13 protein-coding genes are annotated in these 16,967 nt (G+C 39.8%); 7 read left to right on the top strand and 6 right to left on the bottom strand.

The annotated features are described in order from the left end of the window. Window positions 1-373: 373 nt before the first annotated feature. The 3 genes from nadA to BQ7314_RS05420 form a co-directional block, all read right to left on the bottom strand. Window positions 374-1,465 (bottom strand): quinolinate synthase NadA, encoded by a 1,092-nt coding sequence (gene nadA, locus BQ7314_RS05430; RefSeq protein WP_174482692.1) that lies wholly within the window; start codon window positions 1,463-1,465, stop codon window positions 374-376. A gap of 69 nt (window positions 1,466-1,534) precedes the next feature. Next, window positions 1,535-3,325, bottom strand: coding sequence for an aspartate--tRNA ligase (gene aspS, locus BQ7314_RS05425; RefSeq protein WP_174482691.1), 1,791 nt, complete (start codon window positions 3,323-3,325; stop codon window positions 1,535-1,537). Window positions 3,326-3,408: 83 nt separating this feature from the next. After that, window positions 3,409-3,654, bottom strand: a complete 246-nt coding sequence (locus tag BQ7314_RS05420) for an FmdB family zinc ribbon protein (RefSeq protein WP_174482690.1) — start codon at window positions 3,652-3,654, stop codon at window positions 3,409-3,411. A 149-nt stretch (window positions 3,655-3,803) separates the two neighbouring features. On the opposite strand from BQ7314_RS05420, the gene pyrC reads away from it, so the two are divergent. After that, complete coding sequence (gene pyrC / locus BQ7314_RS05415; RefSeq protein ID WP_174482689.1) at window positions 3,804-4,841, top strand: dihydroorotase; 1,038 nt, start codon at window positions 3,804-3,806, stop codon at window positions 4,839-4,841. Between the two features lie 54 nt (window positions 4,842-4,895). Here pyrC and BQ7314_RS05410 read toward each other — a convergent pair whose 3' ends face one another. Beyond that, window positions 4,896-5,660: an MlaA family lipoprotein gene (locus tag BQ7314_RS05410; protein ID WP_174482688.1), complete on the bottom strand. Its 765-nt coding sequence runs from the start codon at window positions 5,658-5,660 to the stop codon at window positions 4,896-4,898. 256 nt (window positions 5,661-5,916) lie between these two features. Between BQ7314_RS05410 and rnt the strand changes: the two genes are divergently transcribed. Continuing rightward, on the top strand, window positions 5,917-6,543 hold the full coding sequence (gene rnt / locus BQ7314_RS05405; RefSeq protein WP_174482687.1) for a ribonuclease T: 627 nt from the start codon (window positions 5,917-5,919) through the stop codon (window positions 6,541-6,543). A 52-nt stretch (window positions 6,544-6,595) separates the two neighbouring features. After that, on the top strand, window positions 6,596-8,560 hold the full coding sequence (locus BQ7314_RS05400; RefSeq protein WP_174482686.1) for a TIGR00341 family protein: 1,965 nt from the start codon (window positions 6,596-6,598) through the stop codon (window positions 8,558-8,560). A 193-nt stretch (window positions 8,561-8,753) separates the two neighbouring features. Here BQ7314_RS05400 and BQ7314_RS05395 read toward each other — a convergent pair whose 3' ends face one another. Further along, window positions 8,754-9,536, bottom strand: coding sequence for a GlcG/HbpS family heme-binding protein (locus tag BQ7314_RS05395; RefSeq protein ID WP_174482685.1), 783 nt, complete (start codon window positions 9,534-9,536; stop codon window positions 8,754-8,756). 304 nt (window positions 9,537-9,840) lie between these two features. Then, window positions 9,841-10,446, bottom strand: a complete 606-nt coding sequence (locus tag BQ7314_RS05390; RefSeq protein WP_174482684.1) for a DUF5610 domain-containing protein — start codon at window positions 10,444-10,446, stop codon at window positions 9,841-9,843. An 87-nt stretch (window positions 10,447-10,533) separates the two neighbouring features. Between BQ7314_RS05390 and BQ7314_RS05385 the strand changes: the two genes are divergently transcribed. From BQ7314_RS05385 to BQ7314_RS05370, 4 genes are all read left to right on the top strand, one after another. Beyond that, window positions 10,534-11,352, top strand: a complete 819-nt coding sequence (locus BQ7314_RS05385; protein WP_174482683.1) for a DsbA family protein — start codon at window positions 10,534-10,536, stop codon at window positions 11,350-11,352. Window positions 11,353-11,369: 17 nt separating this feature from the next. After that, window positions 11,370-12,035: an alpha/beta hydrolase gene (locus BQ7314_RS05380; protein WP_174482682.1), complete on the top strand. Its 666-nt coding sequence runs from the start codon at window positions 11,370-11,372 to the stop codon at window positions 12,033-12,035. Between the two features lie 202 nt (window positions 12,036-12,237). Further along, window positions 12,238-13,605 (top strand): efflux RND transporter periplasmic adaptor subunit, encoded by a 1,368-nt coding sequence (locus BQ7314_RS05375; RefSeq protein WP_174482681.1) that lies wholly within the window; start codon window positions 12,238-12,240, stop codon window positions 13,603-13,605. A gap of 1 nt (window position 13,606) precedes the next feature. After that, window positions 13,607-16,705 carry an efflux RND transporter permease subunit gene (locus tag BQ7314_RS05370; RefSeq protein ID WP_174482680.1) on the top strand — a complete coding sequence of 1,033 codons (3,099 nt, stop codon included), beginning with the start codon at window positions 13,607-13,609 and terminating at the stop codon, window positions 16,703-16,705. Window positions 16,706-16,967 lie beyond the last annotated feature (262 nt).

Genomic DNA, 16,967 nt, shown 5'->3' with positions numbered 1-16,967 from the left:
TTGGGTATAGGCGATATTCCTCCGTTATCGGAAGTCATCCGTGCGGCCGCTGCCTGTGGATAATGAGAAGTTACAAATAAATTAACCAATGACAAAAAATACACTTATCGTCACCCACTGCGGCCAAAATTTACCGCCCCCCCCCCCTCAGAAAACATAAACAATAAAATCAAACGTATAAGCAACTTGGAGTAAAAACCAAAAAAAAGCCTCATCCCCGATAAAATACTCAGGAATAAGGCTTTTTTGAAATAAGCTACGAATAACTACGCGATCGAAATAAGCGATAAAATAATAAGGTTATTCATTCATTAGAAATAGATTGATGCTGTTTTTATATCACAAATCAAAGGCACTGTACTAGGTAAGCAAACTATAGAGCCAGCATATTATCTAAAGCAATTTTGGCAAATTCTGCTTCTTCCGGCGCTACACTGATTTGATTAACAACATGGCCTGCCGCTAAGTTTTCTAATATCCAAGCTAAATGCTGTGGATCGGTACGGAACATAGTCGAACACATACTTAATGCAGGCGACATAAAATGCACATTTTTACCTTGCGCCTGACATTCTTCATGTAAGCGATTAACTAGATTTAATTCTGTAGCGACTAACCAACGCGTATTAGGCTCAGCTTCACGTACTGTTTTTAAAATATATTCTGTAGAGCCAATATAGTCAGCTTTTTGGCACACCTCAAAACAGGCTTCAGGATGAGCAATAACTTTAGTTTCTGGATAACGTTCTAAAAAAGCATCAATTTGTTCTGGCTGAAAAAACTGATGCACAGAACAATATCCTCCCCAAAGAATCATTTTCGCATTGCGAACCTGCTCAGTTGTTAAGCCCCCCATTGGCTTATTAAAATTCCAGACCACCATGTCTTCTAACGGAATACCCATTTGAAAAGCCGTATTACGGCCTAAATGCTGGTCAGGGAAAAATAGAATTTTTTCACGCTTAGCAAAACTCCATTCCAGAATCTTTTGCGCATTAGAAGAGGTGCACACTATCCCCTCGTGTTGTCCACAAAAGGCTTTTAAATCAGCAGCTGAATTAATATAAGTCACGGGGGTCACTTCATTTTCGACATCAATAACGGTCGCCAGTTCATCCCAGCAACGCTGCACATTCACCTTGTTCGCCATATCTGCCATCGAACAACCCGCCGCTAAATCAGGCAAAATAGCAATTTGCTCAGGACGCGACAAAATATCTGCCACTTCCGCCATAAAATGTACACCGCAAAAGACGATATACTCAGCATCGGATTCTGCAGCCTCTTTGGATAATTTCAATGAATCACCTGAAATATCAGCGTGTTGAAAAACCTCATCACGTTGATAATGATGACCTAAAACAATACAACGTTTACCCAGTATTGTTTTGGCTGCTTGAATTTTTACGGCGCATTCTTCATCAGAAAGTAATGCGTAATCTTGTATCGAGTATGCTGTTGTCATAACATTTATTCTAAGGTGTAAGACAATATGTAAAAAACGGGGGCGAAAAATACCCGTCCCCTGCTCATATTACTGAGCGCTAACTTCGTCTTTTACTATTTTATGATGCTTAATATTCAATTCTTTTAGCTGCGCTTCGTTCACAATGGCAGGCGCATCCACTAAAGGACAAGCTGCTGATTGCGTTTTAGGAAAAGCAATCACTTCACGAATAGAACTTGACCCCGTCATTAGCATCACTAAACGATCTAAACCGTAAGCCATACCGCCATGCGGAGGGCAGCCATACTTTAAGGCCTCTAATAAGAAACCAAACTTATCATTCGCCTCTTGCTCACCGATACCTAAAATATCTAGAACAGTAGACTGCATTGCTGTCTTATTAATACGAATCGAACCACCTCCGACTTCTGTACCATTTAAAACTAAGTCATAAGCACGAGATAATGCGGCTCCTGGGTTCGCTTTCAATTCTTCTTCAGTGCAACTCGGCGCAGTAAAGGGGTGATGAATTGCATTCCATCGCTGGCCTTTCTCATCCCATTCAAACATTGGGAAATCTATGACCCACAATGGCTTCCATTCACCTTCTAATAAGTCTAAATCCAGACCTATTTTGACCCGTAATGCACCTAAAGCTTCATTGACAATATTGGTTTTATCTGCACCAAAGAAAATCAAATCTCCCGTTTGTGCACCTGTTTTTTCTAAAACAGCCTCCCAAACTTCTGCAGGAGCAAATTTTACAATCGGTGATTGCAACCCATCAATACCGGCATCACGATCATTAACTTTAATATAAGCTAATCCGCGTGCACCATAAATACTAACAAATTTAGTATATACATCAATATCTTTACGGCTCAATGATGAGCCCTTTGGAACTCTTAAAGCGGCAACACGCCCTTTAGGATCATTTGCTGGACCAGAGAAAACTTTAAAGTCTACGTCTTTCATTTCCTCAGCAATATCAACTAATTCTAACGGAATACGCAAATCAGGCTTGTCCGAACCAAAACGCGACATCGCTTCTGCATAGGTCATTTGTGGGAATTTATCCCCTAAATCAACATCAATCACATCCTTGAATAAGCCACGCATCATATCTTCCATCACGGCCATGATTTTATCTTCATTCATAAATGAAGTTTCAATATCTAATTGCGTAAATTCAGGCTGCCTATCTGCACGTAGATCTTCATCACGGAAACAACGTACAATTTGATAATACTTATCCATACCCGCTATCATTAACAGTTGCTTATACAGCTGCGGTGATTGCGGTAAAGCAAAAAAATTATTCGGGTGAGTTCGACTAGGAACAATATAATCTCGCGCCCCTTCCGGCGTTGCCTTAGTTAAAATAGGCGTTTCCATTTCAAAGAAATCTTGCGCATCCAAAAAATTACGTACATTGCGCGTCACATCTCTACGCATCGTCATATTTCTTAACATCGCCGTTTTACGCAAATCAATATAACGATAACGTAAACGCATTTCTTCATTCACTTCAATATCACTTTCAATCGGGAATGGTGGTGTTTCCGATTCGTTCAACACCTCAATATGATGCACTAAAACCTCAACCTCGCCCGTCGCCATATTGGAATTAACCGTACCTTCCAAACGATCTCTAACAACCCCTTCAACACGTAATACGTATTCACTACGCACACTTTCAGCAAGCGCAAACGTCTCTTCTGATTCGGGGTTAAAGACGACTTGCACTAAGCCTGCACGATCTCTTAAATCAATAAAGATAACGCCGCCATGGTCACGTCGTCTATGTACCCAGCCGCACAGTTCTACAGCTTCACCTAAGTTTTCTTTGTTTAATTCTCCGCACTTGTGGGTACGCATAGTTTTTCTCTATTTAATCTAAAAAGTTAAGGTAATGGCTTAAATAATAACTCACTCAAGCTCGTATTTTGAATTGTTCAGACTTAATCCTTTGAACTGTCGGCAGTTGCAGCAGGCTTTTTAGTATCCACTACATTTTTCTTATTACCGCTTTTAAAATCAGTTTCATACCAGCCCGAACCTTTTAAGCGAAAGCCTGCTGCTGAAATCTTTTTCTTTAATTCAGATTTGTTACACGCAGGACAAGTAGTCAGTGGTTCTGCACTTATTTTTTGCAAAGCTTCATGCTCATAACCGCAAGCTTGACACTGATATTCATAAATTGGCATTTGCTACTCCAAAAGAGGAAAATAACTAAAAATATGGCGACTGTTTCGCCTTTTTTCAAGATACTAACCCAAAATTAACCGACTATTTTAATAATAAGATAGTATACAAGCAATTTATTTCACTTTTACTTATCTTAAAGGTAATGACAATGCAACAATTAATCCTTACTCAACCTGATGACTGGCACTTACATGTACGCACTGGCGACATGCTCAAAACAGTCATTAATCACACGGCTAGACAGTTTGCTCGTGCCATTATCATGCCTAACCTACAACCCCCAGTCACTAATACTGAACAAGCACTCTGCTATCAGCAAGAAATTCAAAAAGCAACCTCTAGTGCATATGAATTTACCCCACTAATGGTGCTTTACCTAACCAATAGCACGACTATTGAAGAGGTAAAAAAAGCCGCCGAATCAGCTGCAGTATATGCCTTTAAATTATATCCAGCAGGCGCAACAACTAACTCTAATCAAGGTGTAACCGACTTACAGGCCATATTTCCAGTGTTCGAGGCCATGGAAAAATACCACTTACCTTTATTGATACATGGCGAAGTCACCGATGCCGAAGTTGATATTTTCGACCGCGAACGTCTCTTTATTGACCAAAAACTGCGCGTCATCCATCAGAGCTTTCCTACCTTACGTATTGTACTTGAACATGTTACCACACGTGAAGCTGTACAGTTTGTACAGGAAGCCCCGCCCAATATAGGCGCAACAATTACTCCGCAACATTTACTTTATAACCGCAATGCGATTTTAGTGGGTGGCATTAAACCCCACTATTACTGCTTACCTATATTGAAACGAGAAACGCATCGTTTAGCTTTAGTTGAAGCTGCGACCAGTGGCAACCCTAAATTCTTCTTAGGCACAGACAGCGCACCACATATGCAACATTTAAAAGAAAACAGCTGTGGTTGTGCTGGCTGCTACTCAGCTTATGGTGCGCTAGAACTTTACGCTGAAGCCTTTGAGCAGGCTAATGCTTTAGATAAATTAGAAGGATTTGCCAGTTTTTATGGTGCAGATTTTTATGAGTTGCCGCGTAACACCAAGAAAATCACCTTGGAAAAAACTGACTGGCAGGTACCGGCTAGTTACTCTATCGCTAAAGGTTTACAATTAACACCGCTAAAAGCAGGGGAAACTCTACACTGGAAATTAAAAGATTAATTCCCGATATAAATTAAACAGTAGCGGACATTAAAAAACAACGGCTACTGTTACTTACTCAAACTCTAAACCATCATATAACGACTCATCATCTATACCCTCAAGATCTAGCGGCTGTGCAGCCCCATCATTGACCAAATATTTTCTACGCTGTATATAGGCAGAACGGAAAAATAAGTATCTATCCACAGCGGCTTCTGAAGCAGCCGCTTCTGCATCTAAAAAATCTGCTCGTTCATCAATTACATCTAATGTACGTGCACCAACAGCTCCCCAACCCACGGCAGGATTTGCAAAAAGGACAGTATAGGTTAGCGGATGTAAAGCCATATCGCCTGCTCGCCCACCAACGCCTCTCACCGAGCTTGGCCCATAAAAAGGCAAAACAAAATAAGGCCCCATGGGTACACCCCATACACCTAATGTTTGGCCAAAATCTTCATCATGTTTAGGCAAGTCTATTAAAGTAGCCACATCAATAAACCCAGCCACACCTACGGTACTATTAACGACAAATCGAGCTATATCCATACTACCTTGCTTTGGTTTTGCCTGTAAAAAATCATTAACGCTAACGCCAATATCTCTTAAATTAGAAAAGAAATTAGTAATACCCACGTCCATAAACTCAGGCGTTATCCATTGATAGCCTTTAGCCAGAGGTTTAAGCACATCTTTATCAAGCTTATCGTTAAATTGCATAATATCACGGTTCATCCCTTCCCAAGGGTCAACAGGATCAGTATGCGGCACCACGGTACAGGCTGGCAGTAAACATATACCTAGTACCCATTGGTATTTTTTAATTTTATTTTTCATTATTTACCTAAATTACCCAATAAAATACGGGTTAAAAATTTATTCATCTCAGAAAAATCAATTAAGCGCGAATTTATAGTGCAAGATAGATTGCACAGTGCTTACAAAAAATTCTTAGGCTAAGTGAAGATTTTTTGGAAGTACGGTAGAATCAAGAGCTTGTGCTAGAATCCATGAGCAACTGATTTTTCTAGGTTCGTATAGAAAGTTCGCGTAACATAGCATATTTTTCCTAACAATTTATTATTTTAGCATCATGACAACCGTTGTTAAGCAACTAATGAAAGAACGCTTCAGAGGGTATTTACCCGTAATTGTTGATATAGAAACAGCAGGATTTGATGCTAAAAAACACCCTTTATTAGAAATAGCCGCCGTGATTGTTGAGTATGATGACAATGAAGAACTAGTCATCACGGAAAGCCACTCTGCGCATATCATTCCTTTTGAGAACTCTATTTTAGACCCAGCGGCCTTAAAATTCACAGGCATTGATCCCTACCACCCTTTCCGTATGGCAATAACAGAAAAAGAAGCACTAGGAAAACTATTTACACCTATAAAAAATGCAGTTAAGCGCAATGAATGCACGCGCGCTATTCTCGTTGGTCATAACCCAACTTTTGATATTACTTTTCTTAATGCAGCCATTGCACGTACAAAAATAAAACGCAGCCCATTTCATCCTTTCAGCTCTTTTGATACCGCTACTTTAGGTGGCCTAATGTACAAACAGACAGTGCTAGCTCAAATAGGCAAAGCAGCAGGTATAGAATGGAATAATGAACTGGCTCACTCGGCACTGTACGATGCGAAACAAACAGCAGAAATCTTTTGCAAAATTGTTAACCGCTGGAAGCAGCTAGAATCCTTGGAAAAATAAATATCAACCAAAAAATTATACTATTTTTTTAATGAAACTCCATATTTAAAACATGACTTTACTGAAAAAAGTATATTTCATTTATGCCCCTTGCGTAGAAGAGCAATTAGAGGATGTGCTTAATCACTCACTAATCGCTGAGCTAGACATTGAAGTCTATAAAATAAAGCTCGCAAATTTATCGACTATTTCTATTCAAGATAACCTAAGTCACGCCCTAGTCTGGGTTGAACAAAAAGATTATCCACATATTCTGTTATTTGCCGAGCAACAACAAATGTCCCTCGGTTTTTTGCCAATTGCCAACGATCCACCCTGTCAATTCTATAAAAGCTTAGAATTACCAAAAAACTTTGATGCCTGCCTAGAAATTGCTTTACAAGACGACCCGCTGTCTATTGATATCATTGTTTGTAATAAAAAAGTTATCACCAACGGTGTTAACCTAGAGAACCAAACAGCAATGGCTGAATTCATGGGTGATAGCCGAGAATTCACTGCCTTCGCCAAATTTAAATTTCAAGTAAATCGTATTATCCATGCGTTTTCTCTAACGCCACACCCCGTGACTTTAATAACAGCAAAGGGGAAAACTATTTCGACGGCCATTACAGGCATGGTCTTGCTAGACTTCCATAGAAATGGCCCACTTACTGATTTATTTGAGGAATCCATCTCATTGCGCGACAGGCGTATTTCTATTGCTTTATTTGCCCCGCAGTCTATTCTGTCCTATCTACGGTTATCTTCATCATTTTTAGCAACGACTCAGAAAAAACATGTCCCCCAACAGCTAGGCTATATTCGTACTGCCTCATTAACGGTTAAATCACCTGTCGATACCCATTTTCTAGTCAACAATAAGCCGTTAACAACCCGTGAGTTATATATAGAAGTACTCAACGAAGGTGTCAAAGTTAATGCCGGTGAGAAGTTTCGCGACACTCAACAGTATACCGATGATAAAGAAAATGTAGTTTGCGAACACCTCCCACAACAAGATAGTCGCATTAAATATTTAAGCACTACACTGCCTTTTTTTACGCACGCCCTCGAATCTGACTTTAAGGATCTTTTCCTAGCCTTAAAAGAAAATGCTCAAACCACCAGCACTTTTGTGCTATTAATGGTATTAAGTGCCTTATTAGCAACCTTGGGCTTATTTCTCAACAGCCCCTCAATAGTGATTGGTGCCATGGTTTTAGCGCCATTAATGTCGCCTATTATTTCCTCATCTATGGGCTTATTGCGTTCAGATTCCGATTTAAGTCGAAGTTCATTTAGCACTTTATTAACAGGCATGTTTATTGCCCTTTCTCTATCCGCCGTGATGGCTTTTATCTTGCCATTTCAAGAAATCACAAATGAAATTGAAGGTCGATTACACCCATCGACATTAGACCTACTGGTTGCCGTACTTTCAGGCATAGCGGGTGCCTTTGCCAACGCCCGTGAGAATATTGCCAAAAGTTTGCCAGGCGTGGCTATTGCGGTTGCCTTGGTGCCGCCTTTATGTGTTTCCGGCATTGGTATCGGCTGGCTGAATTTCGATGTTTTTTATGGTGCGATGTTGTTATTTCTAACCAACTTAACCGGTATTATTATGGCTGCCGGTGTATCTTTTATGGCTATTGGTTTTGCCCCTTTTTCACGCGCCAAAAAAGGCATTGCTCTCTCTATTTTTATGGTCGCAATTATTTCCGTGCCATTAGTTTTATCTTTCTCCAATATGCAAACGATTGCGGAGGTCAAAAAACAACTACTTAGCCAGAACTATAAAATTAACGGTCAAATACAACAACTACAAAATATCAAAGTTCGCTTAGGTACACCTATGAGAATCAATGGTGACTTAATTACCACTAGCACACCTACCCCACAAACACTGCTGGCCTTTGAGCAATATTTAAGCAATAAATTAAGCACAACGGTAACCATTGACCTTTCAGTTCGACTGGTGACTAAACATTATTTTAAGCAAATGCCCTTAACTCAGAAAAAAGAACTTACGTATTAATACCTCCATAAGCTGTTACTTTAGCTTTAAGGTCATAATATTAAGTAATGTATATACGTAGCCTTTCAGCTCAATAACTCTCGTTCCTAAATAATAATTACAGGAAAGGTTCAACAACACTAAAAGATACTACCAAGCAAACTTAGGGGCTTAGTAGTACCATACCATTATTCACTTGCTCTTGAATTGAGCTTTACTGTCCTATGATAGCCTGAGTAATGGCAAGTGTTGTCGCCACAGTTTTTTCAGTATGCCCGCAATCTGGATGCTCAAAACCTGGCGAGCCAGCATCACCAGTCTCTCCTGTATAGATAATCTGATCATTACCCTCTGGACTAGGGCCTGCTGGTACAAAGTCAAGGTTTGCAGCATGCCGAATGCGCCAAGCAATATTATGGTCAGCACAAGATGAATCACCACTGACACCGAGTGCACCCATTAATAACCCCTCACTATTATACAAAGCAAGACCACCACCAAAAACATTAACACCACCTATTTTTTTCCCCAACATGGCATCATTTACTGTGCCGTAAGCATCAAAGTCTCCTGCATAGGCGACTGAGACATCCACTGGGTTACTTGCTTGCAGTCCAAAAAGACTGCCGCCATCTTGTGTTGCTTCATGCAAATTTGCCGTTGATAGCGCAAAGCCTGGTAGACTAAAAGCATTAGCTGTATTGGCTTTTTGTGCAGCAATAACACGGCTGCCTGGCCATTGGTCACCAGCACCATCCTTACTTGAACGTGCGATAGCACAAACTTCACCGGCACGATTTACAACGCTTGCCCACATATGAAAGCCAAAGCCACCGTTCTCTTCAGCCTGAGCATTTTGTAATAAAGTGGTTAGCACTGAATGAATGGCTGCCTTAGAGCTATCATCTGGACAGATATTGATAGTCTCATTTGCTGATACTGAACTAACAGCAAGCAATAAACTGCTAGATAATAGTTTTATTATTTTTAATTGCATTTAGGTAACTCCATTAATTATTAATCATAGTTGATTATTAAGAACTGAAATTTCTCAATAATTGAAAAGCGAACTGTAGCAACACAGGGCTATATGAATATTTATTGAGGCTAAATGTAATAAGGCAAACCTACCAAAAATTCCCCGACCGACCAATCATTCACTCCATAAAAACTGAAAAAATTCAGTAACTAATAGTACTAACAATCCTTATTAAGTGTCAAGAAGTAGGCCTCTCCAATACGAAGTGGGCGAGAGCGACATCCCGTCTCATGAAATACTCGGAACTCTTACCCAAAAATACTCACTCAGCTACAGCTCTACCTCCCTGACTCTCAACAAACGACTTTAACCCATCCTGTACCAAGCTATAAGTTCTATCTATATTAGTCGCAATATCGCCCTCCAGAACCCCCAAGCCATCCAAAATATCACGCGCCTCAGCAAAACCCTTATCAATCCCTCCACTGATAATATCGGTAAATGAAGTGAGTGCCTCTTCTTGGCTCATATCTGAGTGCATCTCCTGATATTTACCAAAAAATGCCGTACTTAATGACACAATACGTCCTGCTGTTGCTTCAGGAGTCACATCTAAACCCGCGTCATAGCCTTTTTGAATGGCATTATCACCCATGGTTTCTTTTAAAGCTTCATTGATACCTTCCAGAGCCGTCTTTAAAACTAGTGACAAAGGCTGATCGCCTGCGTTAACACTGACTTCAACAGCCGAAGCTAATATCTGTGCATTCATTTGTTTCTTAACAATCGTTGCCGCAGACTCTTGTATTTTTTCTGTATTTTTAGCCTGCGCCATTTCCGAAACTTCTTCCTCTTTCGGTTGCTTTACTCTGTTATCATCCACTTTGGGTAAAGATCGCACATCTTGACTAAATGATTTAATATCCATAATTTGTACCTTTTAAAAGCCTAGAACCTAATAATCAGTATATCGACAACTTGCTTAAAAACTTAAACACCTACAAAAAACATTAACATGCAGATCGAAAACAACACCCTCTATTATGTATATGACCCCATGTGTAGCTGGTGCTATGCTTTTGAGCGGACTTTAACTAAGTTACAAGAGCAATTACCTCAATCGCTAAGTTTTAAGGCTATTTTAGGAGGGCTTGCTGCAGATAGCACTGAACCTATGCTTGGCGAAACTCAAGCAATGATTCAGCAAGCCTGGCGACGTATAGAGCAAACCGTCCCCGAAATATATTTTAATTTTGATTTTTGGAGCGAAAATATCCCGCTACGCTCGACTTATCCAGCCTGCCGGGCACTATTAGCTGCTGAAGAACAAGCACCTGAATTTGTACCCATGCTACGCAAAAATATTCAACAAGCTTATTACCAAAAAGCCAAAAACCCTTCACTAGACAACATATTAATAGATTGCGCCGCACAAACAGGGTTAAATATTGAACAATTTAGCGCCGCTTTAAATAGCACGACAATAAAAATAAAACTCGCTGAGCATATACAATTTACGCGAACTCTAGAAGTAAACTCCTATCCGTCCTTACGCCTAGTATTAACAAATGAAGTTTATAATATTGCTATCAATTACTCAGATGTAACGCCAATAATCACACAAATCAGCACGTTACTGAATAGGCATAAAAGCATAAGCATTGAATCACCTTGTATCCGCAAATGCTGCTTAAATAATGAGGATATTTGTTTGGGCTGTTTTCGCGATCTGAATGAAATTACTCAGTGGGCATACTATAGCAATACTGAAAAACAACAGGTACTAGATCAGGTAACACAACGTAAAACACTATATAATAAAAACCTAATATAAAAACTAGCCACTATATTATGACTTCATTACTCACTTGCGTAGAAATACCCGCGACCTCCACGCCTTTTTATTCAGTCATCTGGCTGCATGGTTTGGGTGCGGACGGCCATGACTTTGAAAGTATCGCACCTGAACTAAGGCTCAATAAAGCTGCACACATTAATTTTATCTTCCCAAATGCACCTATTCAAGCCGTTACTATTAATGGCGGCATGCAAATGCCTTCTTGGTATGACATTATTGATGCCTCTTTAGATCGTGAAGTTGCTGTTGATGACATTTATACCTCCGCCGCCCAACTTGAACTGCTCATTCAAAAAGAAATCGATAAGGGTATTAAAGCGAAAAATATTTTACTTGCTGGATTTTCACAAGGCGGTGTTATTGCCTTACACACCGGCTTGCGTTATCCACACAAACTAGCTGGTATCATGGCTTTATCCACTTATTTGCCAACCACAGAACAATTAAAAACTGAACGTGCTGCCATTAATAATGATACGCCTATTTTTATGGCACATGGCACGATGGATCCCGTAGTTCACCTGCCAATAGCCAAACAGGCTTTTAGCGACTTAAAAGCGATGGATTACCCAGTAAGCTGGCATGAGTATCCGATGCAACATTCACTTTGCATAGAAGAGATTATAGATATTTCGGGGTTTATTAATAAAATTTTTTAAAAACCAAACACTTTCCTTTCGCTCCCGCGCGCCGCTTCACTGCCATTAAGTTAAGAAATTAGCTCATTGGGGCGCAGTGCTTTAGCCTGCTTTCATAGCTGAAAATAGCAGGCTAAAGCACTGCGCCCCATATCCTATTGGTCTTAACTTAATGACAGTGATGCTCACCTAGGAACCAAAACCAGAGCCATAAAATAAGCCTATGCCTTTCCTAAAAGACCTCACCTTACGCCGTTTTTTCCCTATCGCTATTATTGCCAGCCTGATAATAGCGATTGTCATTATTAAGTCACAGCCAAAAATGACACATGAATCCAGCGCAGGTTTAATCACGCCGGTAAATGTTATCGCAGTAAAATCTTATGCGGTTAAACCGGCAATTATTGGTTTTGGTACTGTTGAGCCAGATATTTCACTGGCCTCTAAAGCAGAGATTTCAGGAAAAATTAGCTATGTACACCCGCAATTACGTAACGGTGCAATTTTACAAAAAGGTACTGTCGTTATTCGCATTGACCCCGAAGACTATCAGTTAGCCTTACAGCAGGCGAAAACCATCGTCGCTAGTAGCCACGCAAAAGTCAGGGAAATCGAATTACAGAAAAATAATGTTCAGGCCGACCTTAAATTAGTCCAAAAAAAGCTAAAACTAGCACAAGTTGAATTAGCTCGCATAGAATCCTTAGTTAAAAAGCAATCCATTTCAAAATCGAGTCGCGATAATCAACAGTCCAGCGTTTTACGCTTACAACAAGAAGTGCAAAATTTAAGCAGTCAACTGAAAACTTTACCACAACAATTAGCCAGTGCTCAGGCGGCACTAACGAATGCCAAATCGCTGGTAATGACACAAGAATTAAACCTTAAACGTACCGAAATTAAACTGCCGTTTAACGCGCGCATTTCCGAGCGCGTGGTTGAGGAAAACCAATATATTGCCAAAGGTGCTTTATTATTTAGTGCGCAAACCACCGATAAAATTTTAATTAATGCGCAATTTTCTCTACAGCACTTTAGATCCTTAGCGAAAGGCTTTCGGGGGAATGAAGCCTTACTCAAAGAAGCATTTTCATCTGGCTTTTCGAGTGAAATTTTTCAGCAATTAGGTCTAACAGCAAAGGTTCGTCTTGCTGATAATAACTCACCTTATTGGCCTGCTAATGTTGAACGCATTAGTAGCCAGATCGATCCTGTAACACGTACTTTAGGCATTGTAGTCAGCGTTGATAATCCATATAAAAATATTATCCCAGGCACTAACCCACCCTTAATGCAAGGCATGTATACCGAAATTATGCTACAAGGTAAAGCGCAAAACTTTTTTGTCATTCCACGCGATGCACTACATGAAAATGAAATTTTTATCGTTAATAAAAATGCACAACTAGAGCGCCGTACAATTGAGAAGGCACAAGTACAAGGTAAAATGGTGTTATTAACTCAAGGCTTAAAAGAAGGTGAAATGCTGATTGTATCCGATGTTTTTCCAGCAATAACGGGGATGCAAGTTAAAATAATAGCGCAACCAGAATTACAAAAAAACATCGAAAACTGGGCACAGGAGCAATAACATGATTCGTTATTTTATTCTGCATCCAACCGCTGCCAATTTATTAATGGGTTTACTCATTATCTTAGGGGTAATTACATTACCTACACTGAAACGCGAAACCTTTCCAGAAATCAAACGCTATGAGATTGAAGTTAAAATCGTTTATCCTGGCGCAACACCCCTAGAAATTGAACAAAAACTTTGCCGCCCTTTAGAAGATGCGATTGACGGCACTAGCTTTATTGATGAAATCCGTTGCGAAGCACGCCAGTCCTTAGCCATTGCCACTGTTAAAATGCAGGAAAATGGTGACTTTGTACAATTTAACAATGATATACGCAGTGCGCTTGATGAAATCGACAATTTTCCTATTGATAGCGAAGAGCCGGTTATTCGCGAATTAGGTCGCACACAAGATGTAGTTACGATTGCCTTAAGTGCCAATTTACCGAAAACAGAATTAAAAGACCTCGCCGAAAATATTAAACAACGTATTTTGCGCGTTCCAGGCATTCCTTTGGTCAGTGTTGAAGGGTTTTCTAAACGCCAGTTTCAAATTCAGCTAACGCAAGATAAATTACGCCTTTACGGGCTAAGCTTGCAAACCATAGCGACTCGAATTGCCCAACAAAATCTGGATTTACCTGTCGGTGAAATTCAAACTGCTGAACGTGACTACCAAATTCGTGTCAATGATGAGCGTCGCTCACCGGATGAGCTCAGAGATTTAGTCATTATAAAAGGCAAGTATGGTAATGAAGTGCGTTTAGGAGATATAGCCACCATTATTGACACTTTTGAAAAAGCGGAAGATCAAGTAACCTATAACAATTTACCCACCGCCTTTCTAAAAATTCGCAAAAATACACAAGATGACAGTTTACGTATTTTAGAGACCGTTAAACAATTTATTAGCGATGAAAAAAGACGTTTGCCGGCACAAGTGCAATTTAACCTAACGCAGGATTTCACCAGTATCGTCAATGACCGCATTGCTATGCTAATAACCAATGCCTGGCAAGGTTTACTCTTAGTATTTACCGTTATGTGGCTATTTTTTGGCACACGTTATGCATTTTGGGTGGTTATGGGTTTACCCGTTTCTTTTTTGGCTAGTGCCTTTTTATTAGTGCAATGGGGGATTAACATTAATATGTTATCGATGGTCGCATTACTGTTAGCACTGGGTATTTTAATGGATGATGCGATTGTCATTAGTGAAAGTATTGGCAAACATATTTCATTAGGAAAAACACCGACCCAAGCAGCGATTGATGGCACACTGGAAATTAAAAATGGCGTATTATCCTCCTATGTCACTACCTTGTGTATTTTTATTGGCTTATTATTTCTCAATGGCGATATAGGACAATTACTGTATACCATTCCAGCGGTTTTAATTTCCGTGATTACCATTTCATTGCTGGAGGCGTTTTTGATTCTCCCACATCACTTACAACATTCATTGCAAAAAGGGGCTGGTCAGCCTATCCCTAAAATCAGACAACAATTTGCTGATGCTTTTGAAAGGTTGCACAGTAAAGTCAATGACTGGGTAAAAAAACTGATTATTTATCGTTACCTATTTATGGGCTCAGTCGTCGGTGTATTTATCTTATCAGTCAGTTTATTAGTATCAGGTGTCGTAAAATTTTCTGCTTTTCCTGATGTAGAAGGCGATTTATTACAAGCGCGGATATTGATGCCTGTAGGCAGTTCTTTGGCGCAAACACAGCGTACTGTAGAAAAAATCAACAGCAGTTTACAAGCAGTTAATAAGCATTATCAAGAAAAATATAAAGTCTCATTAATACAAGGGGTGACTGTACATTATGGGATGAATATAGATGCTTTTGAAAGCGGAGCACACCTGGCTACGCTCAGTGTCGACCTACTAACGGGCGAGCAACGTCAGCTGTCTATTACCCAGATTGCGCAACAATGGCGTACCGAACTTGGCGATGTGCCCGAAGCCTTAAATATCAGCATTAAAGAACCTGGGATCAGTCCTGCAGGCCGTGCCATTTATATCCGTTTGCAAGGGGATGATTTGCACACACTATCCTCAGCCTCACATCAGCTACAAAAATGGCTATCTGGCTATTCTGGTGTCAGTAATTTAATGGATGATCTACGCCCTGGCAAACCTGAATTTACCTTAAAACTAAAAACAGGTGCTTATGCACTAGGCTTAACATCACAGGAAATAGCGACACAATTACGTGCCGCTTATCAAGGTATTGAGGTGCTAGAAACCGCAATTAATTTAGAAACCTACGAAGTGATCGTAAAGTTGGATGATGCTTCTAAAGATGAATTATCCGATTTTGACAATTTCCCGATTATTCACCCACAAACTGGCATGATGATTCCGCTGGTTAATATTGCAGATATTAGTGTTAATCGAGATTTCTCACGTGTGCAGCGCATTAATGCACAACGAGCGGTGACTATTTATGGAGATATCGATGCTTCATTGAATAATACCCAAGCTATTTTTAAGGATATGGAAGCCTCATTTTTTACTGACTTTAAACAGAGCTATCCTGATATTAGCCTTTCTTTTGAAGGAGAAATAAAAGAAGGCCCACTGACACGTAGCTCTATGCGTAAAAGCATGTTAATGGGCTTGGTTGGGATTTTTATTTTACTCAGCCTGCAATTTCGCTCTTATATCGAACCTGTGCTCGTCATGGCTAATATTCCTTTGGCATTTATCGGTGTCATTTTCGGCCACTTAATTATGGGCTTGGATATTACTATGCCATCGTTATTAGGCTTTGTTTCGTTAGCGGGTATCGTGGTTAATGACTCAATTTTATTAGTCGAATTTGTCAAAAAACATATTCAAGCTGATATAACACCACATGAAGCGGCTGCAAAAGCAAGTAGTGAACGTTTTCGTGCCGTATTCTTAACCTCGTTAACTACCGCGGTTGGTTTAACACCGCTATTATTTGAGCAAAGCTCACAAGCACAAATTTTAATTCCACTGGCGACCAGCATTGTCTTTGGAATTATCAGTTCGACCTTGCTGGTATTGTTTGTCACACCGTGCTTGTATGCGATTTTGGAGGATTTTGGTGTAGCCAAAATGACTAAGGCAGATCCATTGTAAATCTAAAAAAAAACGCGAAGTATCTCATCCAAAAAGCGCCAGTCTATTCACATATTATTAATATATCAATCACATAGACTAAAAAAATAAAATAGTCAAGAAGACAACAAACTGAAGTTTCCCAGTTTTTATTCAAAGAAACATTAGGAAATGCTAATTTTCGAAAAATATTAGCATTATCTAATGTTTCTTTCTGAAATGAATTTTATTTCTTTTAAAACAACAACTTATTGGTGAATGAGGCCTCGAAACCCTGTATAAT

Source organism: methanotrophic endosymbiont of Bathymodiolus puteoserpentis (Logatchev) (assembly GCF_900128525.1).
GTDB lineage: Bacteria > Pseudomonadota > Gammaproteobacteria > Methylococcales > Methylomonadaceae > Methyloprofundus.
This window is presented reverse-complemented; position numbering and strand designations above follow the sequence as displayed.